The sequence below is a fragment of the Sphingomonas koreensis genome (genome assembly GCF_002797435.1).
Classification (GTDB): domain Bacteria; phylum Pseudomonadota; class Alphaproteobacteria; order Sphingomonadales; family Sphingomonadaceae; genus Sphingomonas; species Sphingomonas koreensis.
Window position 1 is genome coordinate 358,437 of sequence record NZ_PGEN01000001.1, and the last position, 20,381, is coordinate 378,817.

19 protein-coding genes, 1 tRNA gene and 1 pseudogene are annotated in these 20,381 nt (G+C 65.1%); 6 read left to right on the forward strand and 15 right to left on the reverse strand.

From position 1 onward, the window contains the following. Positions 1 to 94 precede the first annotated feature (94 nt). The 6 genes from BDW16_RS01845 to BDW16_RS01870 all read left to right on the forward strand — a co-directional run bounded on the left by BDW16_RS01845 (position 95) and on the right by BDW16_RS01870 (position 5,870). Positions 95 to 1,138 carry a rod shape-determining protein gene (locus tag BDW16_RS01845; protein WP_066575660.1) on the forward strand — a complete coding sequence of 348 codons (1,044 nt, stop codon included), beginning with the start codon at positions 95 to 97 and terminating at the stop codon, positions 1,136 to 1,138. Between the two features lie 13 nt (positions 1,139 to 1,151). Continuing rightward, entirely contained in the window at positions 1,152 to 2,033 is an 882-nt protein-coding gene (locus BDW16_RS01850; RefSeq protein WP_066575661.1) for a rod shape-determining protein MreC, read from the forward strand. Further along, positions 2,030 to 2,542: a rod shape-determining protein MreD gene (locus tag BDW16_RS01855; RefSeq protein WP_066575664.1), complete on the forward strand. Its 513-nt coding sequence runs from the start codon at positions 2,030 to 2,032 to the stop codon at positions 2,540 to 2,542. Before BDW16_RS01850 ends, BDW16_RS01855 begins: the two co-directional genes overlap by 4 nt. Then, positions 2,539 to 4,575, forward strand: a complete 2,037-nt coding sequence (gene mrdA, locus BDW16_RS01860) for a penicillin-binding protein 2 (protein WP_066575666.1) — start codon at positions 2,539 to 2,541, stop codon at positions 4,573 to 4,575. The genes BDW16_RS01855 and mrdA overlap by 4 nt, the downstream gene beginning before the upstream one ends. Then, positions 4,572 to 5,693 carry a rod shape-determining protein RodA gene (gene rodA, locus BDW16_RS01865; protein WP_066575668.1) on the forward strand — a complete coding sequence of 374 codons (1,122 nt, stop codon included), beginning with the start codon at positions 4,572 to 4,574 and terminating at the stop codon, positions 5,691 to 5,693. Before mrdA ends, rodA begins: the two co-directional genes overlap by 4 nt. 101 nt (positions 5,694 to 5,794) lie before the next feature. Beyond that, a tRNA-Lys gene (locus BDW16_RS01870) sits at positions 5,795 to 5,870 on the forward strand. A gap of 17 nt (positions 5,871 to 5,887) precedes the next feature. Here the strand turns inward: BDW16_RS01870 and BDW16_RS01875 are convergent. The 15 genes and pseudogenes from BDW16_RS01875 to BDW16_RS01945 all read right to left on the reverse strand — a co-directional run bounded on the left by BDW16_RS01875 (position 5,888) and on the right by BDW16_RS01945 (position 19,956). Next, complete coding sequence (locus BDW16_RS01875) at positions 5,888 to 6,988, reverse strand: site-specific integrase (protein ID WP_066575669.1); 1,101 nt, start codon at positions 6,986 to 6,988, stop codon at positions 5,888 to 5,890. Between the two features lie 62 nt (positions 6,989 to 7,050). Beyond that, a pseudogene (locus BDW16_RS21885) lies at positions 7,051 to 7,206 on the reverse strand (helix-turn-helix domain-containing protein); the annotation flags it as partial. Then, positions 7,203 to 7,436, reverse strand: coding sequence for a DUF2274 domain-containing protein (locus BDW16_RS01885; RefSeq protein ID WP_066575674.1), 234 nt, complete (start codon positions 7,434 to 7,436; stop codon positions 7,203 to 7,205). The pseudogene BDW16_RS21885 and the gene BDW16_RS01885, both read right to left, overlap by 4 nt. 2 nt (positions 7,437 to 7,438) lie before the next feature. Further along, a complete protein-coding gene (locus tag BDW16_RS01890; RefSeq protein ID WP_066575677.1) occupies positions 7,439 to 8,671 on the reverse strand; it encodes a TraB/TrbI/VirB10 family type IV secretion system protein in 1,233 nt (410 codons plus the stop codon). Next, a complete protein-coding gene (trbG, locus tag BDW16_RS01895; RefSeq protein WP_066575680.1) occupies positions 8,668 to 9,519 on the reverse strand; it encodes a P-type conjugative transfer protein TrbG in 852 nt (283 codons plus the stop codon). Before trbG ends, BDW16_RS01890 begins: the two co-directional genes overlap by 4 nt. Positions 9,520 to 9,531: 12 nt before the next feature. After that, on the reverse strand, positions 9,532 to 10,356 hold the full coding sequence (trbF, locus tag BDW16_RS01900; RefSeq protein ID WP_066575681.1) for a conjugal transfer protein TrbF: 825 nt from the start codon (positions 10,354 to 10,356) through the stop codon (positions 9,532 to 9,534). Between the two features lie 3 nt (positions 10,357 to 10,359). Further along, on the reverse strand, positions 10,360 to 11,652 hold the full coding sequence (trbL, locus tag BDW16_RS01905; RefSeq protein WP_066575682.1) for a P-type conjugative transfer protein TrbL: 1,293 nt from the start codon (positions 11,650 to 11,652) through the stop codon (positions 10,360 to 10,362). 125 nt (positions 11,653 to 11,777) lie between these two features. Next, positions 11,778 to 12,512, reverse strand: coding sequence for a P-type conjugative transfer protein TrbJ (gene trbJ / locus BDW16_RS01910; RefSeq protein WP_066575683.1), 735 nt, complete (start codon positions 12,510 to 12,512; stop codon positions 11,778 to 11,780). Further along, positions 12,509 to 14,968 carry a conjugal transfer protein TrbE gene (gene trbE, locus BDW16_RS01915; protein WP_066575684.1) on the reverse strand — a complete coding sequence of 820 codons (2,460 nt, stop codon included), beginning with the start codon at positions 14,966 to 14,968 and terminating at the stop codon, positions 12,509 to 12,511. The genes trbJ and trbE overlap by 4 nt, the downstream gene beginning before the upstream one ends. A 7-nt stretch (positions 14,969 to 14,975) precedes the next feature. Next, positions 14,976 to 15,260, reverse strand: a complete 285-nt coding sequence (locus BDW16_RS01920) for a VirB3 family type IV secretion system protein (RefSeq protein WP_066575685.1) — start codon at positions 15,258 to 15,260, stop codon at positions 14,976 to 14,978. Beyond that, complete coding sequence (locus BDW16_RS01925; RefSeq protein WP_174532041.1) at positions 15,257 to 15,598, reverse strand: TrbC/VirB2 family type IV secretion system protein; 342 nt, start codon at positions 15,596 to 15,598, stop codon at positions 15,257 to 15,259. The genes BDW16_RS01920 and BDW16_RS01925 overlap by 4 nt, the downstream gene beginning before the upstream one ends. Further along, the gene (gene trbB / locus BDW16_RS01930) at positions 15,595 to 16,605 is read right to left on the reverse strand and encodes a P-type conjugative transfer ATPase TrbB (RefSeq protein ID WP_066575688.1); all 1,011 of its coding nucleotides are present in this window, start codon (positions 16,603 to 16,605) and stop codon (positions 15,595 to 15,597) included. Before trbB ends, BDW16_RS01925 begins: the two co-directional genes overlap by 4 nt. After that, positions 16,602 to 17,006, reverse strand: a complete 405-nt coding sequence (locus BDW16_RS01935) for a CopG family transcriptional regulator (RefSeq protein ID WP_066575689.1) — start codon at positions 17,004 to 17,006, stop codon at positions 16,602 to 16,604. Before BDW16_RS01935 ends, trbB begins: the two co-directional genes overlap by 4 nt. Positions 17,007 to 17,009: 3 nt before the next feature. Next, on the reverse strand, positions 17,010 to 19,040 hold the full coding sequence (locus BDW16_RS01940; RefSeq protein ID WP_066575692.1) for a conjugal transfer protein TraG: 2,031 nt from the start codon (positions 19,038 to 19,040) through the stop codon (positions 17,010 to 17,012). Between the two features lie 478 nt (positions 19,041 to 19,518). Further along, positions 19,519 to 19,956 carry a response regulator gene (locus BDW16_RS01945; RefSeq protein ID WP_066575693.1) on the reverse strand — a complete coding sequence of 146 codons (438 nt, stop codon included), beginning with the start codon at positions 19,954 to 19,956 and terminating at the stop codon, positions 19,519 to 19,521. Between the last annotated feature and the right edge of the window lie 425 nt (positions 19,957 to 20,381).

Here is a 20,381-nt window from a genome sequence, read left to right on the forward strand (position 1 = left end):
CATGGGCCGGAGTCGATCCGCCCGGATCGGCCGGGATTAGTCTCAGTGCGAATAAGCGGCTAGGGCCCAGCCGCAACAGGACGGTGCGATCAAAATGGTATTTTCCCGCCTTTTCAAGTTCATGTCCCACGATCTGGCGATCGATCTGGGAACCGCGAATACGGTCGTGTACCTGCGCGGACGCGGGGTCGTCCTGAATGAGCCGTCCGTCGTGGCGGTCGAAACGATCAATGGCATCCAGAAGGTGAAGGCCGTCGGCGACGACGCGAAGCTGATGATGGGCAAGACGCCGGGCAGCATCGAGGCGATTCGCCCGCTGCGCGATGGTGTGATTGCGGACATCGACGTCGCCGAGAAGATGATCGAGCATTTCATCCGCAAGGTGCATGGCGGCCGTCGCCGTCGCCCGTTCGGTGTTCAGATCGTGATCTGCGTCCCGTCGGGTTCAACCAGCGTTGAGCGTCGCGCGATCCGCGATGCCGCATCGAACGCCGGCGCCAGCCAGGTCTGGCTGATCGAGGAGCCGATGGCCGCTGCGATCGGCGCCGACATGCCCGTCACCGAACCGATCGGTTCGATGGTCGTCGACATCGGCGGCGGGACCACCGAAGTCGCGGTACTCTCGCTGCGCGGCCTCGCCTACTCCACCTCGGTCCGTGTCGGCGGCGACAAGATGGACGAGGCAATCGTCAGCTATGTCCGTCGTAACCACAACCTGCTGATCGGCGAAAGCACTGCCGAGCGGATCAAGCAGGAAGTCGGCGTCGCCAAGCCGCCGGCGGACGGCATCGGCAAGACGATCCACATCAAGGGCCGCGACCTGGTCAACGGCGTGCCCAAGGAAATCCAGATCAATCAGGGCCAGATCGCCGAAGCACTGAGCGAACCGGTCGGCACGATCGTCGAGGGCGTTCGCATCGCGCTCGAGAATACCGCGCCGGAACTGGCGGCGGACATCGTCGATCAGGGCATCGTCCTGACCGGCGGCGGCGCGCTGCTCGAAGGGATCGACGAGGTACTGCGCGACGAGACCGGCCTGCCGGTGACCGTGGCGGAAGACCCGCTCACCTGCGTCGCGCTTGGCACTGGGCGTGCGCTGGAGGATCCGGTGTTCCGCGGCGTTCTGCTCGCAGTCTGAGGAACGGTAGGAGATGGCGCCGCCACGGAACCGGCGCCCCGGATTTTCGCGGCGGGCGCAATACGGCCTCTTCATCAGCTATGTGATTGCTGCCGGCGGCGCGCTGGTCGGCGTGATCCTTCTGCTGCTTTCCACCTTTCACCCGCCCGCCTTCGCTGCGGTGCGGGGGACGTTCTCCGAGCTGGTCACGCCGATCGCTTCGGGATTCGACTGGACGCGCCGCGGCCTTTCCGGGATTCCGGAGGGCATCGGAAGCTATTTCGGTGTGCGCAGTGAGAATGCCATGTTGCGCGCCGAGGTCGAAGCGAACCGCAGGCTAGTCGAGGAAGCCCGTATCGCCGCCTATGACAACAAGCGGCTACGCGCATTGCTCAAGCTGCGCGACCGGATCGCTGCGCCGGTCGTCACTGCGCGGCTGGTCTATTCGACAGGCTCCAGCACGCGCCGCTTCGCGACTCTCAATGCAGGATCCTGGCAGGGTGTGCGCACGGGGCAGCCGGTCAGCAGTGCCGACGGGCTGATCGGCCGCGTTGTCGAAGTCAGCCCCAACACGGCGCGTGTTCTGCTGATCCTCGATCCCGAAAGCATCGTGCCGGTCCGCCGCGTGCGCGATGGCCTGCCCGCCATTGCGGCCGGGCGCGGCGACGGGCTGATCGAAATCCGATCGGCGGGCGCAGCACAGATATTGTTTGAACAGGGCGACGCCTTCGTCACTTCCGGAACCGGCGGCATCTTTCCGCCCAATACGCCCGTCGCGCGGGTGCGAGCCCGCGCTCGCGACACGGCCGAAGGCATCGTCTTCGCGAGCCCCGACACGCTCGACTATGCCGTCGTCCAGCAGAGCTATTTCCCCGAAGCCGGTGCGGTCCGCGCGCCCGAGGCCGCTCCGCGGTGAGCGGATCGCCCTACGCCGGTCTGGGCAAGGTCGATACCTCGACCCGTGCCCACTGGCTTGCGCCGTTATCGATCGTCGTCGGATCGCTGACGGTGCTCGTCCCGTTCAAGGCATCCTTTCCGATCCTGCCTCCGTTCGGCCTGATGATGCTGCTCGCCTGGCGTCTGCATCGTCCGGACCTGCTCAAACCCTGGGCGCCGGTGCTGCTGGGGTTCGCGGACGATCTGGTCAGCGGGCAGCCGATGGGCAGTTCGATGCTGTTCTGGACGGTGTCGTTCATCGCGATCGATGTGCTAGATACGCGGATCGTGTGGCGGGATTTCCTCCAGGACTGGCTGTTGGCCGCGGGCGCGATCAGCTTGTGCCTGATCGGCGGCCGGCTGGTCGCGGCGCCGCTGGGTGCGCATGTGGATACCGTGCTGCTGATCCAGATCCTGGTCTCGATTGCATTGTTCCCGGTTCTGTCCCGCCTTGTCGCGCGGCTTGACGGCAAGCGGGGTGCCCGGTGAACGGCCCGGTACGCCTGATCAGCGAGGCGCAGCAAAGCTACAGTTTCTCACGCCGCGCGCTGTTTCTGGGCGCCGCACAGGTGACGGGCGGGCTGATCCTCGCCGCGCGCATGACTTGGTTGTCCGTCTACGAGAACGACAAGTACCGGCTGCTTGCCGAAAGCAATCGCGTCAACCTGACCCTGATTCCGCCGCGCCGCGGCTGGATCGTCGATCGCGCTGGCGTACCGATCGCCAACAACCGGACCGATTTCCGCGTCGATATCATCCCGGACCGGATGGAGAAGGAGAGTCGCGGCCGCGTACTGGCAGCACTGCGCGATCTCCTTGCCCTGACCGCAGAAGACCTGGTCCGGATCGAGGAGGATCTGAAGGGAGCAGCGGGCTTCCAGCCCGTGCAGGTCGCCGAGAATCTCGACTGGGAGCGTTTCGCGGCGGTCAGCGTGCGGCTGCCCGAACTACCGGGCGTTGCCCCTACCCGCGGCTTCGCGCGCAACTATCCGGCCGGCGCTGCGGTGGCCCATCTCGTCGGTTATGTCGGCGCCGCGACCGCGGAGCAGTTCAAGGCGAGCAAGGATCCACTGCTCCTCACACCCGGCTTCAAGCTCGGCAAGGATGGCCTTGAGAAGGTTCTGGAAGGCGAACTGCGCGGCAAGCCCGGCGCCAAGCGCGTTGAGGTCACTGCGCGTGGCAAGCTGGTCCGGGAGCTGGCCACGCGCCCTGACGAACCGGGCAAGACCGTGCGGCTCACGATCGACGCGGGGCTTCAGGAATACGCCGCGCGGCGCCTTGGCAACGAATCCGGCTCGGTCACGGTGTTCGACGTGACCAATGGCGACATTCTCGCGATGGTGTCGATGCCGGCCTACGACCCCAACGCCTTCTCGGACGGGATCAGCCGCACCGAGTGGAAGATGCTGTCGGAAGACGACCATCTCCCGCTGATGAACAAAACGCTCCAGGGCCTCTACCCGCCCGGATCGACCTTCAAGCCCGCCACCGCGCTGGCAATCCTCAGCGCCGGGATTGACCCGAAGCGGGTGGTCTATTGCAATGGCGGCTACCAGCTCGGTAATCGGCGCTTCGGCTGTCTGGGCCGACACGGCCCGATGACGATGCACACCGCGATCGCGCGCAGCTGCAATACCTATTTCTACACCCTGGGCCGCGAAATCGGCATCGAGGCAATCGCCGCCGCCGCTCGCAAGCTCGGCTTCGGCGCGGAGTTCGAGCTGCCCCTGCCCTCACAGCGCTATGGCACCATCCCGGACAGCGCGTGGAAGATGCGCCGCTACAAGCAGGAATGGACCCAGGCGGACACGCTCAATGCTGCGATCGGCCAGGGCTATGTGCTGGTCAGCCCGTTCCAGCTGGCGCTGTCCGCCGCGCGCATCGCGTCGGGCCATGAGCTGATCCCGTCGCTCCTCGCGGCCAAGCGCGCCGCGCCCCGGCATCTCGACTTTCCCGAAGAGCATCTCGCTATCGTCCGCGCGGGAATGGATGAAGTGGTGAACGGCCGCGGCACCGCTGGCGCCTCGAAACTGCGGCTCGACGGCATCCGCATGGGCGGCAAGACCGGTACGGCCCAGGTACGCCGCATCATGGACCGTAATCGCGGTCAAGGCGGCGAGTGGAAGTATCGCGACCACGGCTTGTTCGTCTGCTTCGCCCCGGTCGACAACCCCCGCTACGCCGCCTCGGTCGTCATCGAACATGGCATGGGCGGTGCCCGCGCAGCAGCACCCGTGGCGAAGGACGTGCTCACCTGGCTCTTCGACCGGCAGCAAGCGCTGGATACCCTCGCCCGGTTCGAAACGGAGTGGGGCGGCGACATCCGTGCCCGCATGGCTGCGAAGGACAGGGCCTATCGCGCCGCGCAAGGCCTGCCCGCCGCGGCTCCGACGCCCGGCGCCACGCCAACTCCGGCACCGTCCCCAACGCCTTCTACGACCCCCGCTCCGGCGCCACGGGCGACTGCGACACCGGCCGCCACTCCATCTCCCACTGCCTCGCCTCAGGTACCCACCGAATGAGCCGCCCCGGTTTCGTCCCTGCCCCGCTGGCACAGCTTCCCTGGCTGGTGATCCTGCTCGTCTGCGCAATCGGCGGTTTCGGCGTGCTGGTGCTATTCTCTGCGGCAGGCGGCGATCCCAAATGGGCGATGCCGCAAGGAGTCCGTTTCGGCGTCTTCCTCGTCATGGCGTTGGCGCTGTCGCGCGTGCGTGTCGATCACTGGTCGATGATCGCCTTTCCGCTCTATGCCATCTTCCTTGTCATGCTGATCGGCGTGGAGCTGCTGGGCGCGGTCGCAGGCGGGAGCCAGCGATGGCTCGACCTTGGCTTCATCCGCATCCAGCCTTCGGAGATGATGAAGGTCGCGATCGTCCTGGCATGCGCGAAATTCTACGATCTCCTGCCGAACAGCGACATCCGTCGCTTCGGGGCGATCTGGCCTGCCGCGATCATGATCGGCCTGCCGGCGGCGCTGGTGATGCTTCAACCCGATCTGGGCACGGCATTGATGATCACCGCTGGCGGCCTGACGGTGATGTTCCTTGCCGGCATCCCGTTGCGCCTGTTCATCGGCGGCACGCTCGCGCTGGCGGTCTCTGTGCCGATCATCGTCAACTATGTCCTGCACGATTATCAGCGCAATCGAGTGCTGACCTTCCTCAACCCCGAGAATGATCCGCTCGGCACCGGCTACCATATCAGCCAGTCGAAAATCGCAATCGGATCGGGCGGCTGGTTCGGCAAGGGCTTCCTGAACGGCACGCAGAGCCACCTCGACTATCTGCCCGAAGGGCATACCGATTTCGCGCTGGCGACGATGATGGAGGAATGGGGGCTGATGGGCGGCCTCTTCGTCATCGTTGCGTTCGGCCTGCTGATCCGTTGGGGCATCATGGTCGGGGTGCGCAGCCAGAGCCGCTTCGCCAAGCTGACAGCTGCCGGCATCTCGACTACTATCTTCTTCTACGTCCTCATCAACATGGCGATGGTCATTGGTCTTGCGCCCGTCGTGGGCATTCCGCTCCCGCTGATCAGCTTTGGCGGATCGGCTCAGATGACGACGCTGATCTGCGTCGGCATCCTGATGTCGCTCGACCGCGAGAACCGCCTGAATCGCAACACCCGCAGCTGGCAGTGATTTTTTACGAAAACGGGTGTTGCCAACCATAAAACCCGATGCTAGTGGCCCCGCTCCCGACCGAGGCAGCGCCTTCCAACAGCGCTCCTGATCGCCCGGATGGACGCATAGCTCAGTTGGTAGAGCAGCTGACTCTTAATCAGCGGGTCCTAGGTTCGAGCCCTAGTGCGTCCACCATCCTTCTTCCTTACATTTCAACATCTTACACCGTCTTGTGACGCCAAAATCAGCACGCCCTTACGTGGGGATGTAGGTGATTTTGTGACATGGGCTTCCGCAGTTTTCTGCGCCTCTCCGGTTATCCCGGTTTGTGGCCCAAAAGTCAGCTGGTCGGCATAAGGCTGGAGGTGCTTCACCGACATGTGCGCATAGCGTCGCACCATCGCTTCCGACTTCCAGCCACCCAGCTCCTGAAGCACCCAGGTGGGCACGTCACTTTGCCGGAGCCAACTCGCCCAGGTGTGGCGCAGATCATGCCAGCGGAAATCGCTGATCCCTGCTCGCACAAGCGCCTTGCGCCACGCCCGTGTATTCGCCGACCGGAGGGGCTCCCCCCGAAAGGTGAACACATGCGTCTCATGCTTGCCCCGCTGCCGCTCTAGAACGGCCATGGCCAGATCGTTGAGAGGGACGCCCAGGGCTTCCCCGTTCTTCGTATCGCCATGTTCGACCATCGCCATGCGCCGGTTCAGGTAAACACGATCCCAGGTGAGATCGAGGACGTTCCCCTGACGCAGGCCGGTGGCCAGTGCAAACACGACCACTTCGCGCTGATGCTCGGGCAGCTCCTTGAGCAGGCGTTCAGCCTGCGCCTCGGTGATCCAGCGAACCCGGACCTTGCCGCCCCTGCTATAGGTCTTGAACGCCGGAACGGTGTCGATCCACTCCCATTCGCGCATCGCCCGCCGGAACATGGCGCGGATAAGCGCCACATAAATATCCTTGGTGCGATCCGAGCCATGGATGTGGCGGGTCACAAGTCCGTCGATCAAGCTCCGGTCGATCTGGTCGAGGGTCTTGCCTCTCAGATAACCGGTGAACCAGCGGATGATCTGCACATCGCCCCGATAGGACTTTTTGTGCGACTTCTCCTTGAGCCATCGCAGCGCCGTCTCGTCCCAGGTCCGTTTCGGCTTTAGCTTTAGTCTCGTCAGGTCCCACAGCTGCGCCTTCAGCTTGTCGTGGTATTCCTTCGCTTTTTCCCGGTCGGTGGTGCCAGTAGTGTGTCTAATTCGGCTTCCGTCCGGGGCCGTGATGTCAACAAAATAGGTATTTGCACGTTTCCAGAGTGCCATCGGGCCTCCTTTCCGTCGGCACCCAGATGCATCCGTGCGTCATCAGGATACCGCCCGCGCAGCCAGGCGACAAGATCGGCTTCGAGGAAGCGCCAGTCCCGCCCGATCTTGGCGCAGGGGATGGCCGCAAGCCGGGCATAGCGACGCACGGTGTTCGGATGCACGCCGAGGAAATCCGCTGCCTGTCGCAGGGTGAGAAGCCCGGCAATATCGGTCATGGCGAAGATCGGTCCGCCGCCCCCCGCCGCGCCTGGAGAAAGGCGCGGTCGCTTGCCAGGAACTGCGACAGCATCGCGGGAACGAGCTCGGCGACCGGCTCGTCGCGCTCATAGTGACGCCGGTAGAGTTCGGCGTAGAGAGCAAGGTCCGCCGCGAGATCGGGCGAAACCGTGATCGACAGCTTGACCGGCGTCCGGTCGGGCAGCTTCGCGAGCTTGAGTTCCACCATGGCTAGCGCCCCGATCCGCCCCAGGGCCGTGCGACCACGATATCCTTGTGGACCACCACCCGAAGGGGCCAGCCTGGCCGCACCTTCAGCGTCGGCTGGATATTGAGGTTGCGCGTAACGAGTTGGTCTCCTGCGCGCGAACCGCCTTGCTGCGCGGATTCGCGGATCGCGCGAACAAGGTCGCTTTCGCTGCTGCCGAAGCTGAGTTCGGTGCCGACACCGAGTAGCGTCGACAGCACGACGCCTTTCAGGAGCTGCCAGGTGTGGCGGTCGATCCGGTCGGATAGCCCCGCATAGCCCTGGGTATCGGTCGCGGGCACATTGTCGATGCGGATCGAGGAGCCGTCGGGCAGGATGATCCGCTGCCAGACCAGCAATGCCCTGCTCTGCCCGAAGGCGACGACGCTGTCGTAGCTGCCGATCAGCCGTGAGCCCTGCGGGATCAGCAAGATCCGCCCGGTCACGCTGTCATGGACATTCTCGGTCACCTGCGCGGTCACCAGCCCCGGGAGGTTGGAATTGAGCCCGGTGATGAGGCTCGCCGCGATCAGGCTGCCGGCGCTAAGCGTATATGGCGAAGGCGGCGCGGTCAGCGCGTGCGGATTCGTGTCGTCGTCGCGATTCGCGCGTCCGACCAATTCGTTCTTGAGTGCCTGGGCATTGGGGTCGCGATCAGGGTCAAGCAAGGGCTTGGCGGCGTCGGGTGCCTGAGGTGTGTCGGCGGCCACGGCGGCCGCTGGTGCTGCCGTGGCGCTCCTACCCGCAATTTGCAGCATGACGCCGGACTCGCGCGCCGAGCGACGCTCAGCGACGATACGCTGACGCTCGGCTTCGGCTTCCTGCGCGGCCTTGGAAGCCGCGTCCGCATTCGGATCGGCAGGCGGGGCTACGTCAAGTTGCCGTTGCCGCTCCAGGATCGGCCGCCCGAGATCGCCGGGAAGCGGTGCTCCGAGTTGAGGCACCTCGCCATAGCTGCTCGGCGCGCCGGCGAGCGCGTCAGCGGGTGTTTTCGCGGCAACCGGACCGCGTTCATCGTCGGGCACGATCAGACCAAGGCTGACGGGTTTGAGCGCCATCCAGCCTATCCCTGCGAGCGCCGTAGCCCCGACGCCGGCGATCAGGACGATCGCCCCCCGGCGGAAACGGGTCACACGAGCCGGATTTGCCCGCAGCGCCAGCTCTTCCGGATCGGATTTGGATGCCACCTCATCGGGCGGAGATGCCGGTTCGGTCACGATCCCCTCCCCGCCTCGCGGCGCGCCCGCCGTTCGGATACACGCTCGATACGGACGATCCGCTGCTTCTTGCCGCCAAGGCGCAGCTCGGCCGCACCGAACAGGCGGTCGACGACGTAATAGCGTCCGGCGACACGATAATTGACGAGCTGGGCCTCGCCATCATCACCGATAATGAACAAGGGCGGCGCCTCGCCGACCACGATGCCCGGACTGAATTCGACATAGGTCTGCCGGCCATCGTCAAACGCGCGGAGCGGTCGCCAGGCGGGTTTGTCGCCACCGATCGTATAGCCGAAGTTGAGGTTCTCAACCGCCAGGCCCGACGCGATGGGCGCCGCCGCCCGTGCCTCGGCCTCCCGGCGCCGGATCGCGACGAGCTCGTCCTGCGGATAAGTCCAGGACAATGCCGCCATCGCGCTTGCGGCCGTGCTCTGAAGATTGAGATGATAGGCTCGCCGGTCGGTGGTGATGATTAGATTGGTGCTCAGTCCCGCCGCGAACGGCTTAACCAGGATATGGACGCGCTTGCGCTCCCCGCTTCCGCTGGTCGTATCGCCCACCGTCCAGCGGACCGTGTCGCCGGCTGCCACGGAGACAATCGCCTCTCCCGCCTGCAACATGATGTCGGTCACGCGCTCCGGCGCGGCATAGAGCCGGTAGAGCGAGCCTTCCGAATAGGGATAGACCTGGACGGCGTTGACATAACCGGCGCGCGACGGTTCGCGCAGCGCGGCGCGATTGGCGGCAGTCACGCGCGAGGCGGCCGAAGCGCCCTCGTGCGACTGCGCCATGGCGGGCGTGGCGAGCGCGAACAGGCTCGCCGACAGGATCAGGGGTCGGATCATGGGACATTCCTTTCAGGGGGTCGGCAAAGGCTTCGGCCCGGCAAGGCCGGGATCGAGCGGAGAACCGAGCGGAAGATCGGCGGGAGGCATAGTCCCCGGTGGCACGGCCGATGCCGGCCGCACCGGCACGCGATCGACAGGCTTCTGGGCGGGCGTTTCCAGCTCGCGGCTCCAGTCAATCGCATCGACATAGAGGCCGAGCGGGTTCTTCCGCAGGACGTCCGCGGCGCGCGGCGGCTTGACCTTCACCGTGACCATCGCCGTCCAGCGCGAGGTGCCGGCAAGGCTGCCTCGCTCATAATCACTCTCGGTCCATTTGACCTGAAAGCTCGTGTCCGACGCGCGCACGACGCTGGTCACCTGCACCGAGACGGTGCGGCGGCCGACATCCGCGAACGGATTTGCGGCGCGCGCATATTCGCCGAGGAAGAGCGCGCCTCGCTCGGTCGCGAAATCATAGGCCGACAGCCAATTCTCGCGCATCAGCACTGGATCGAGCGAGCGCGAGCGGATGTTCGCGACGAACCGTCCCAGATGCCATGCGATCTGCGGATCGGTCGGGTGGTAGCTCGCATCGGCGGGTACGACCGCCTGTGCCGCGCCAAGCCGATCGACCTCGACGACATAGGGCACGACCCGGCTCTGCATCGACTGCCAGATAAGCGCCGTGGACAAGCCGGTGGTCAGAAAGAGGCCGCCAAACGCCATCAGCCGCCAGTTACGGGCCTGCACACGCGCGGAGCCGATCCGTTCGTCCCAGAGCTGGCCGGCGCGCTGATAGGGCGTCTCGGGTTCGGGCGTCTGCCCATAGCGCTGCACGGCGCGTTTCCATCGCATAGCTCAATCCTTCTCTTTGATGTCCGGGGTGGCGGAGGCGCCGCTGCGATCGCCGGACTGGATGGCGTGGACCGCCATCTGCCGGCGCTGGCGCGCAGTCTGGCTGGCATGAAGCTGACGCGCCCAGGCTGGAGCGCCGTCGGCGCCGGCAGCGGCACTGGCCTGTCCACTTGAAGCGGCGGGCGGAGAGCCCGCCGCCCATGCGGCCTGACGGCCCTTTTCGGCCGCGGCGCCAAGGCCGGACGCGGATTTGATGCGATTGGCGGCAGCGCCCTTGGCGGCAGTCGCCACACCGCCGAGCCCGGCGGCGATCGTCGAAGATCCGGACGTTTCCTGGCCAAGCTTGTAGGCGGTCGATGTGGCGGCGCCCATCGAGGTGCCCGCACGTATTGCACCCATGCCGGCGCCTACCAGGCCGCGGGCCCCCGCAACGGCGCCGGCGCCTCCTGCGACAGCAAGCGCGGTGGTGGCAACGACCGAACCGGCGCCGAGCTGGGGAGCGCCCGCCACAAGGCCCGAAGCGATGCCGGGTCCGAAGATGGCGAGCCCGAAGATCGCGAGGCTCGCCAGCATCAGCGATACCGCCTGCTCGATCGACACGTCGTCGCCGGTGATGGCGCTGGTGAAATCGGCGAAATAATTGGAGCCGATGCCGACGATGACGGCGAGCACCATCACCTTGATGCCCGAGCTGATCACATTGCCCAGCACGCGTTCGGCGAGGAAGCTCGTACGGTTCCACAGCGCGAAGGGCACGAGGACGAAGCCGGCGAGACTGGTCAGCTTGAACTCGAGGATGGTGATGAAAAGCTGGATCGCCAGGATGAAGAAGGCCACGATAACGACCACCCATGCGATCACCAGAACCGCGATCTCGATGAAATTGTCGAAGAAACCGATCGGGCCGACGAGCTCTCTGGCCTGTTCCAGAAGCGGCCAGGCCGCCTCGAACCCGGTGCCCGCAAGCCGTCCGGGCATCAGCAGGTCCTGTGCCGAGATCGCGCTCCCGCCCGCCGTCAGGCCGAGCCCCGCAAAGGATCGGAAGATGATGTCGGAAAGCGTCGAGAAGCTGTTCAGGATCAGCGCGAAGACACCAACATAAAGGATCTTCTTGAGAAACTTTCCGAGGATGTCGTCTTCGCCGCCCAGCGCCCAGAACAGGCCGGCGAGCGTGATGTCGATGCCGATCAGGATGGTGGTCAGGAAGCCGACATCGCCGCCCAGCAGACCAAAGCCGCTGTCGATGTAGCGAATGAACGCTTCCATGAACTGATCGATGACGTTGAGGTCATCCATATCCGCGAGTTCCTGCGTGAAGCTTCAAAGGGTGTCGCGGGGACCAGCGACCGAGGGGGCGAGCCACCTAGTCCCCGCGACGGAACAGCGCTGGCTGGGGGAGCCAGAGCCAGCGCCGTCCCAGCTCATTGCCGCGGCGTGTAGGCCTTGCCGTCACCAAGGAAGCGGTTCGTCCGTTCACGCGCCTCGCGTGCGCTCTGGCTGCGTTTCGCGGCTTCGAGCGACTCGCTGCGGAACTGCGCCGCCATCAGGGTCTGGATCTGAAACTGCTGCTTGGCGGTCAGCGCGAGGAGCTGGTTGGTCGCCTGGCTGACCTGCAATGATCCTTCGGCACCCTGGCTCCTGTCGACGATCGCCTTCAGGGTCTCGGCATCATCGCGGACATTCTCGACGATGCCGCTCTGCACGGTCATCGCCTGCCGGAAGGCGGCCATTTCATTGTCGAGCCGTTCCCTGGCCGAGGCGACGCGCTGGTCGCGGCCCAGCGCGCGATCGAAGCTATCCGGGAAGAGCTGGCGGAATCGCTCGTCGAGCCGGTCGACGCGGAAATCGAGTCCCTGTGCCTGCCCCATCAACCGGTCGATCTCGACGAGCTTCTGGCGGAGCTGGTCGAGCTGCGGGAAGTCGATACGGGTCAGGTTCTTGCCCTGATTGATAAGCATCCGCGCTTCGTTCTGGAGGCTCTGGATCTGATTGTTGATCTGTTGGAGCGTTCGCGCGGCGGTGAGCAGATTCTGCGTGTAGTTCGACGTGTCGAAGACGCTGAGCTGTGCGGACGCCGGCATGGACGTCAGGACACCAGCGCCAAGCGCGCCAGCGGCTCCCGTTCCAAGCAGGGCGGCAATGACATATTTCTTCACGGGGCTTCTCCTTCGGGGGCTGAGGAATCTTGGAAATCGGCGAGCAGCGATGCGGCCCAGTCGTGGCCGGCATGGGCGAGGAAGCGCGCGGCGAAATCCTCCGCGCCATGTTCGGCCAGCAGAGCATCGATGGTTTTCTGGCTTTCGGGATCGGAAGCGCCACACAGGGCCAGTGCGACCGGGCCGAGTCCCAGCTCGAACAGGCGGTTACCCCGCATCGACTGGAGGTAATAATGCCGCTTGGGCGTGGCCCTGCTGACCAGCTCTATCTGTCGCGCATTCAGGCCGAACCGGACATAGGCAGCTTGGCTCTGCGGTTCGATCGCGCGATCGTTCGGCAGCAATATCCGCTGTGGGCAGCTCTCGATGATCGCGGGCGCTATCGTGCTATCTGCTATGTCGGCGAGCGACTGGGTCGCGAACACCACCGCGACGTTGCGCTTGCGCAAAGTCTTCAGCCATTCGCGGATGCGCGCGGCGAACAGCGGGTGATCGAGAAACACCCAGGCTTCGTCGAGGATCAGCAACGTCGGCCGCCCGGTGAAGCGTTCGTCGAGCCGGTGAAAGAGATAGGTCAGGACCGGGGCGACGATGCCCGCCTGCCCCATCAGCGCTTCGGTCTCGAAGCACTGGACGTCGGCAACATGCAGATCGTCCTCGGCGGCATCGAGTAGACGGCCGAATGGACCTTCAAGCGTGTAGGGCGAAAGCGCGGAGCGCAGCGCCGCCGATTGCAGCAGCAACGAAAGCCCCGTCAGCGTGCGTTCCTCGACCGGCGCGGTCGCGAGATTGGTCAGCGCAGACCAAAGCGCCTCCTTGATCTCGGGGGTGACCGACAGCTTCTCGTGGGCGAGCAGCGCGCCGATCCATTCGGCCGCCCAGGCACGTTCGTCGGCGCGATCGATATGCCGCAGCGGCTGGAACGCAATCGCGGCGGCGCCATCAGCATCCTCGCCGCCAAGACCCAGTGCATGATGCGCGCCGCCCATCGCGAGGACGGCGGCGCGGGCCGAGCAACCCTTGTCGAAGATATAGACTTGGGCGTCCGGGTAACGGCGGAACTGGAGCGCGAGCAACGCGAGCAGCACCGACTTGCCGGCGCCGGTCGGGCCGACGATCAACATATGGCCGACATCGCCGACATGGGTGGAGAGGCGGAACGGCGTCGATCCGCTGGTCTCCGCATAGAGCAGGGGCGGGCCACCCAGATGGGCGTTGCGCGCCGGTCCCGCCCAGACCGACGAGAGCGGCATCAGATGCGCGAGGTTCAGCGTATGGACGAGCGGCTGGCGGACATTGGCGTAGACCTGCCCGGGCAGGCTCGACAGCCAGGCCTCGACCGCATTCAGGCTCTCGCGGATGCAGGTGAAGCCGAGGCCATTCACGATCCGTTCGACCGCGCGAACCTTGTCCTCGACGCGGGCGCGATCCGTGTCCGAGACGGTGATCGTCGTGGTCAGATAGCCGAAGGCGACATGGTCCTGCCCCAGTGCCTGGAGCGCGAGATCGGCATCGACGACCTTGTTGTCGGCATCGCTGTCGAGCAGTTGGGCCGGCTGATTGTACATGACCTCGCGCAGCAGCGCGGTGATCGACTTGCGCTTGTTGAACCATTGCCGGCGTAGCTTGGTCAGCGCCTTGGCGGCGTCGGTGTTGTCGAGCGCGATGAAGCGCGTCACCCAGCGATAGCCGAAGTCCTCATGGTTGAGCGCATCGAGGATTCCGGGCCGGGTCGTGTTCGGAAAGCCCAAGATCGTGAGCGTGCGTAGATGCGCGTTCCCCAGCATCGGCTCGAGCCCACCGATCAGCGGCGTGTCGGCGAGCAGGCCGTCGAGATAGATCGGCGTCTCGGGCGGGCTGACCTCGTGCCGGTTGCGCGCGATGGTCCCATGGAGGAAGGTCAATGTCTCGCCGTCATCGAGCGCGCGGATCTCGGGCATGAACCCGCCGAAGAGATCGAGCGCGCGGTCGGTCTCGGCAACGAATTGGCCAAGCGCCTGGCGCCAGTCACGGCCCTTCACATCGTCGCTGCGCTCGACCAGTGCGCGACCCGCGGTGTCGGCCTGGTCGGGCGGCGGCAGAAAGGTCAGCGTCAGATAATAGCGGCTCTCGAAATGCGCGCCGGCATGCTCGAAGCCGCCGCGGCGTTCCTCATCGACCAGCCGGGACGCCGCATCAGGGAAACGGCTTTCGGGATAGCCCAGCGCTTCGCGTCGCTCGGCCTCGAAATGCAGTGCCCAACCCGAACCGAAGCGCTTCAACACATTGTTCGCGCGCGCGCAGGCCGAGACCAGTTCCGCATCGGTCGCGGATTCGAGATCGGGCCCGCGAAAGCGAAGCGTGCGCTGGAAGCTGCCGTCCTTGTTGAGGACGATGCCCGGCGCGATCAGCGCCGCCCAAGGCAGATGATCGGCGAGCCGGTCGGCACGGCTGCGATATTCGCCCAAGTTCAACATGAGAGCTTCAGCATGCGAAATGCCCCCGCTGGCGAAGATGACGGGCCAGCACGGGCGCGAAATCAGGATCGCGCTTCGCCGCGAAGACGGCGAGCGTATGGCCGATGGCCCAGAGCGCGATGCCGGCGATCCATTGCTGAAGGCCGAGGCCTAGCGCCGCCGCGGCCGTCCCGTTGACGATCGCGATCGCGCGCGGGGCACCGCCGAGGAAGATCGGCTCGGCGAGCGCGCGATGCATCGGCGCCTCGAAACCCTCGATATGCAGGTGGCCGGAGATGTTCGGGCCGGTCATGCGATCAGCGCTCCGCCGCCGAACGAGAAGAAGGACAGGAAGAAGCTCGAGGCCGCGAAGGCGATCGACAGGCCGAAGACGACCTGGATCAGTCGCCGAAAGCCGCCCGACGTCTCGCCGAACGCCAGCGTCAGCCCGGTGGTGATGATAATGATCACCGCGACGATCTTGGCGACCGGCCCCTGGACCGATTCGAGCACCTGCTGGAGCGGCTCTTCCCACGGCATGCCGGAACCGGCGGCCTGGGCAGTCGCCGCGCAGACAAGACCGACGCCGATGGCGGCGCCGGCGAGCAGCTTGGTTTGACGGTCGGGGACGCGGGACAGGCGCATGGTCATTCTCCTTGGTGATCGGTGGTGGTCGAGGGGGTGAGGTCGACGACCGCGTATCCGCCGCCATCGGGGTCGAGCCCGGCAACGCGCGCGATGGTCTCGACGCGACGGGCAAGGCCGCGCCCCGAAATGAAGACGATCATGTCGATGGCTTCGGCGATCAGCCGGCGCGGCACCGCGATCACGCTTTCCTGCACGAGCTGCTCGAGCCGGTAGAGCGCGGCGACCGCGCTGTTCGCGTGAACGGTCGCGATGCCGCCGGGATGGCCGGTGTTCCAGGCCTTGAGCATGTCGAGCGCCTCGCGGCCGCGCACCTCGCCGACGATGATCCGATCGGGCCGCAGCCGCAGCGTCGAGCGAACGAGGTCGGCCATGGTGACGCTCGCGCCCCCTGCCCCGCCCGCCGCGCGGGTGCGCAGCGCCACGACATCCGGCGCCGCGCATTGCAGCTCGCGCGTGTCCTCGATCAGGAGGACGCGTTCATCGAGATGCGCCATCTCCGCGAGCAGCGCATTGGCGAGCGTGGTCTTGCCCGACGATGTGCCACCGGCAACGAGAATGTTGCGGCGCTCGACCACCGCCAGCGACAGCAGCCGGGCGATCTCGGCCGACATGAGGCCGTCCGTCACATAGTCGAGCAGCGTGTAGATCTTGGCCGCGGGCTTGCGGATCGAGAAGCATGGGCCGAGGCTCACCGGCGGCAGAACGCCCTCGAACCGTTCGCCGGCGCCCTCGCCATGCGGCGGCAACTCCGCCGAGATGATCGGGGCGCTGGCATGAACCTCGGCGCGGGCGTGCGAGGCGACGAGCCGGATGATCCGCTCGACCTGCGCCGGATCGAAGCGCATGCCCGTATCGCTTCGTCCCTCGCCCAGCCGGTCGAGCCGCAGCGCGCCATCGGGATTGACCATGATCTCGAGCACCATTGGATCGGCAAGCGCAGCGGCGATGGTCGGCCCCATCGCGCTGCGCAGCATCGCACGGCGGCGTTCGGCGGAGAGCAGTTCGCTCATATCCGCGCCTCCTCTTCGCCGGGCGCGCCGATCGAGCGCTTGCCGCCCGCGATCTGGCGGCCGACCTGGGTGACAAAGGCTTCGAAGCGTTCGCGCCCGACCGCGCGCGCGGCATGATCAGCCTCGGGCAGCGGTGCCGTCACGGTCAGCTGGTAGCGGACGAAGAGCGACAGGCTTTCGAGCAGGACTTCGACATCGCGGGCGACACGGCCGATATCGCGCGACATGCGGTCGAGGCGGACCTTCAGAAGATCATCGACCTCCTTCGACCCGCGCCGCGCGAGATAGGCGGCGAGCGCATCGCTGACGATCCCGCTCTTGGTCGCGCCGGGCTTCGCCGCCAACGCATCGAGCGCATCGCTCAGTTTGCGGTCGATATAGAGGTTCTGCCGGAACTTCATCGGTCAAAGCCCCAGCGTCAGTTGCGGGCTATTGCCCTGGTCGATGCCATAGGCGCGCGCGGCCGGGGTCAGCCCACGGGCGCGGTCCATCGCGCGCTGGTCGGCGGCGGGGTCGCCATCGTCCTGATCGGGCGGCAGTTGCTCGGCAGGCCTGGGCTGTTCGGGTTTGGTGGCGGCGTCTTCGCCGAACCCGGGATGGCGCTGCCGCTCGAGCCCGCCGTCCTCGGCTTCCGCCTCCATCGCCTGGGCCGCGCGCACGAGCCGGACATCGGGCTTGCGCGCGAAACTGCCCCATTCGTTGGACCGTGCCGAAGGACGATCGGCATAGCAGCCATCGGCAAGCGCGGGTGGCGCGCCCAGGCGATCGCGGAAATTGACGTCTTCATAGTAGCGCAGCTTCTGCGCGCGGATCGGCGCGAGCCCGGAGACCAGCACCAGCTCGTCCGTGGCCGGAAGCTGCATCACCTCGCCGGGCGTCAGCAGCGCGCGGGCGGTCTCCTGCCGGCTGACCATGACGTGCGCGAGCCAAGGCGCGAGCCGGTGCCCGGCATAATTGCGCATCGCGCGCTGCTCGGTTGCGGTGCCGAGCGCATCGGAAATGCGGCGCGCGGTGCGTTCGTCATTGGTCGCGAAGGCGACGCGGACATGGCAATTGTCGAGGATCGAATTGTGTTCGCCATAGGCACGTTCGATCTGATTGAGGCTTTGCGCGATGAGGAAGGCGCGGATGCCGTATCCCGCCATGAAGGCAAGCGCGGTCTCGAAAAAGTCGAGCCGCCCGAGCGCCGGAAACTCGTCGAGCATCATCAGCAGCTGGTGTTTACCCTTGCCCTGCCCCGCTACCTCGAGCCGCTCGGTAAGCCGGCGTCCGATCTGATTCAGGATGAGCCGAATGAGCGGCTTGGTGCGGCTGATGTCCGATGGCGGCACCACGAGATAGAGCGACACGGGACGCCCGGCCTCGACGAGGTCGGCGATACGCCAGTCGCAGCGCGAGGTGACCTCGGCGACCGTCGGATCACGATACAGCCCTAGAAACGACATCGCCGTCGACAGGACGCCGCTGCGCTCATTGTCCGACTTGTTCAGCACCTCGCGCGCGGCCGACGCCACGACGGGATGGACCTGCGGCGCGTCCTTGGTGCCGATATGGTTGGTCGACATCATCCGCTTGAGCGTGGATGTGAACGGGCGCTGCGGATCGGACAAGAAGGTCGCAACGCGCGCGAGCGTCTTTTCCTCTTCCGCGTAGAGGACGTGGAGTATCGCGCCGACCAGCAGCGAATGGCTGGTTTTTTCCCAGTGGTTGCGGCGTTCGAGGGCCCCTTCGGGATCGACCAGGATATCGGCAATGTTCTGGACGTCGCGGACTTCATGCTCGCCGCGGCGAACCTCGATCAGCGGATTATAGTGGGCCGAGCGGATATCGGTCGGGTTGAACAGCAGCGCATGGCTGAACCGCGACCGCCAGCCTGCGGTCAACTCCCAATTCTCGCCCTTGATGTCGTGGACGAGCGCCGAGCCGGTCCAGCTCAGCAGGGTCGGAACGACGAGGCCGACGCCTTTGCCCGACCGCGTCGGCGCGAACGCCATGACGTGCTCGGGGCCATTGTGGCGCAGATAATGATGGTGGTGGCGGCCGAGAAAGACGCCGGCGTTGCCCGTCAACCCGGCACGGTCGATCTCTCGGACGCTCGCCCAGCGCGCCGAACCATAGGTGGTAATGTGCCGTTGCTGGCGCGCGCGCCATAGCGAACCGAAGATCGCGGCGGCGCACCCCAGAAAGCCGCTGGCGCCGGCCAGCGTGCCGGCTTTGTCGAAGACCTCCGGCGCATAGGCCTCGAAATGATACCACCAGGCGAAGATTTGCCAGGGGCGATAGACCGGCCTATCGAACAGGATGAACCAGGCGGGCCCGAGTTCGGGTTGATAGGCCAGCATCGCGGCCGTCCATTGCGTGGCCGCCCAGATCCCTAGGATCACGATCGCGAACACCATGAGGATCTGACCGATAAGCAATTTGGTCGGGGTCATGATGGGCTCCGCCGGCCAGCGAACACCCGCCCCGGTTCAAGCCCAGAGGATCAGCGAATAGGGTCTTAGTGAAAATTACGGCCTTGCCGCGCCACTACGCGCCATGGAGCGCCGGTACGGGTTTCTTCTCCAGGGGAACAAACGTTCGTGATGTGCCGGCCAAGCGGCTCCTGCTGATCGTGCCACGCCCGAAGAGCGCAAATCCGACTGAGGTCTTTGACCAGTTGTGGGCGTCAGCGGTCAACCGGCGTCGATCTGAACGAGGTTAGTCAGGCGGTGCCCGTGGTCACCGCGCCGACCGTCACCGAATCATTCGCTGAGAATTGTTGCATGACGCGATTAGAACTGGGCACATCCGTGGCCAACCATAGGCCACTGACGAGCCTACCGCGTTCAAACATCTCGCCAGGGAATCTCTATTGCCCATGGCCTGGCCCGCTCGGCCGCGGTGCATCGGGCGGCATCAGGGCGATTTCGCTTAATAGCTCCCCGTCTGAACGTAAGCGGTCGGCATGGATGAGATCGTGCGCATCTTCCTTACAGACGCTTTTTTCAAGGTTCGGATAAACGCCTTCGATTCTGACAAAATCTTGGCCTTGTCAAAACACGCAGCCGCGCCTCGGTCCAGAGCCCTCTGGGCGGCAGCACTGCCGATTGTTGACGCAGATGATACAACGACCACCGGGGCGTGGGGATAAGTGGCGAGCTCATCAAGGAAGGCGAAACCGTCAATACCCGGCATATTAAGATCCAAGGTAATTATTGTTGGTCGGAAGACTTCGACGAGCCGCCTCGCCTCCGGGACATCAGGCGCCATCGCGATCTCGGGACAATTGCCCTGGTTTGCCAGAAGCTCTTCCACCATCGCCCGAATGGTCGCTGAGTCGTCGACAATCAATATGCGACTGTTAATCATATCACACCTTTACTAATCACGAGTTTGGTGGGTGGTTACGAAAATTTTCGCCAAAATACGTCACCTTCTGCTTTCACCAGAAGACATTGAATGAAATCCTACATTGGATTACTTTGATCCATATAACCAGAGCGGAGTGGCTTTGAGATACGACAATGCGGTCGGACGACTTCTTTTACTACCGGAGAAGAGCGCAACAGGAGCGCGAGCTAGCCGCCACTTGTGGAGACAGCGCTCTTGCCCTGACCCACCTAAAGATGGCGGAGGAATACGAGTTGCGCGCGCAAAAGGTGCAAATCTTGCTGGCGGCCACGCCAGACCGCCAGTGCGTGATAACTCATCATAGACGTGATTGAGTTCCTAATCGTCTTGACGTGATGACGCGCAAGGAGGTCTGCGCGGTAGCTGCCGCGTGACAGCTATCC

What these genes read in the sequence shown, in the direction of transcription:
- trbE (WP_066575684.1), bottom strand. Translation starts at nt 14,968, where the DNA reads ATGTTGAACTTGGGCGAATATCGCAGCCGTGCCGACCGGCTCGCCGAT.
- BDW16_RS01845 (WP_066575660.1), top strand. Translation starts at nt 95, where the DNA reads ATGGTATTTTCCCGCCTTTTCAAGTTCATGTCCCACGATCTGGCGATC.
- rodA (WP_066575668.1), top strand. Translation starts at nt 4,572, where the DNA reads ATGAGCCGCCCCGGTTTCGTCCCTGCCCCGCTGGCACAGCTTCCCTGG.
- BDW16_RS01925 (WP_174532041.1), bottom strand. Translation starts at nt 15,598, where the DNA reads ATGACCATGCGCCTGTCCCGCGTCCCCGACCGTCAAACCAAGCTGCTC.
- trbG (WP_066575680.1), bottom strand. Translation starts at nt 9,519, where the DNA reads ATGATCCGACCCCTGATCCTGTCGGCGAGCCTGTTCGCGCTCGCCACG.
- BDW16_RS01850 (WP_066575661.1), top strand. Translation starts at nt 1,152, where the DNA reads ATGGCGCCGCCACGGAACCGGCGCCCCGGATTTTCGCGGCGGGCGCAA.
- BDW16_RS01935 (WP_066575689.1), bottom strand. Translation starts at nt 17,006, where the DNA reads ATGAAGTTCCGGCAGAACCTCTATATCGACCGCAAACTGAGCGATGCG.
- BDW16_RS01920 (WP_066575685.1), bottom strand. Translation starts at nt 15,260, where the DNA reads ATGACCGGCCCGAACATCTCCGGCCACCTGCATATCGAGGGTTTCGAG.
- trbF (WP_066575681.1), bottom strand. Translation starts at nt 10,356, where the DNA reads ATGCGATGGAAACGCGCCGTGCAGCGCTATGGGCAGACGCCCGAACCC.
- trbB (WP_066575688.1), bottom strand. Translation starts at nt 16,605, where the DNA reads ATGAGCGAACTGCTCTCCGCCGAACGCCGCCGTGCGATGCTGCGCAGC.
- BDW16_RS01885 (WP_066575674.1), bottom strand. Translation starts at nt 7,436, where the DNA reads ATGGTGGAACTCAAGCTCGCGAAGCTGCCCGACCGGACGCCGGTCAAG.
- trbL (WP_066575682.1), bottom strand. Translation starts at nt 11,652, where the DNA reads ATGGATGACCTCAACGTCATCGATCAGTTCATGGAAGCGTTCATTCGC.
- BDW16_RS01940 (WP_066575692.1), bottom strand. Translation starts at nt 19,040, where the DNA reads ATGACCCCGACCAAATTGCTTATCGGTCAGATCCTCATGGTGTTCGCG.
- BDW16_RS01945 (WP_066575693.1), bottom strand. Translation starts at nt 19,956, where the DNA reads ATGATTAACAGTCGCATATTGATTGTCGACGACTCAGCGACCATTCGG.
- BDW16_RS01875 (WP_066575669.1), bottom strand. Translation starts at nt 6,988, where the DNA reads ATGGCACTCTGGAAACGTGCAAATACCTATTTTGTTGACATCACGGCC.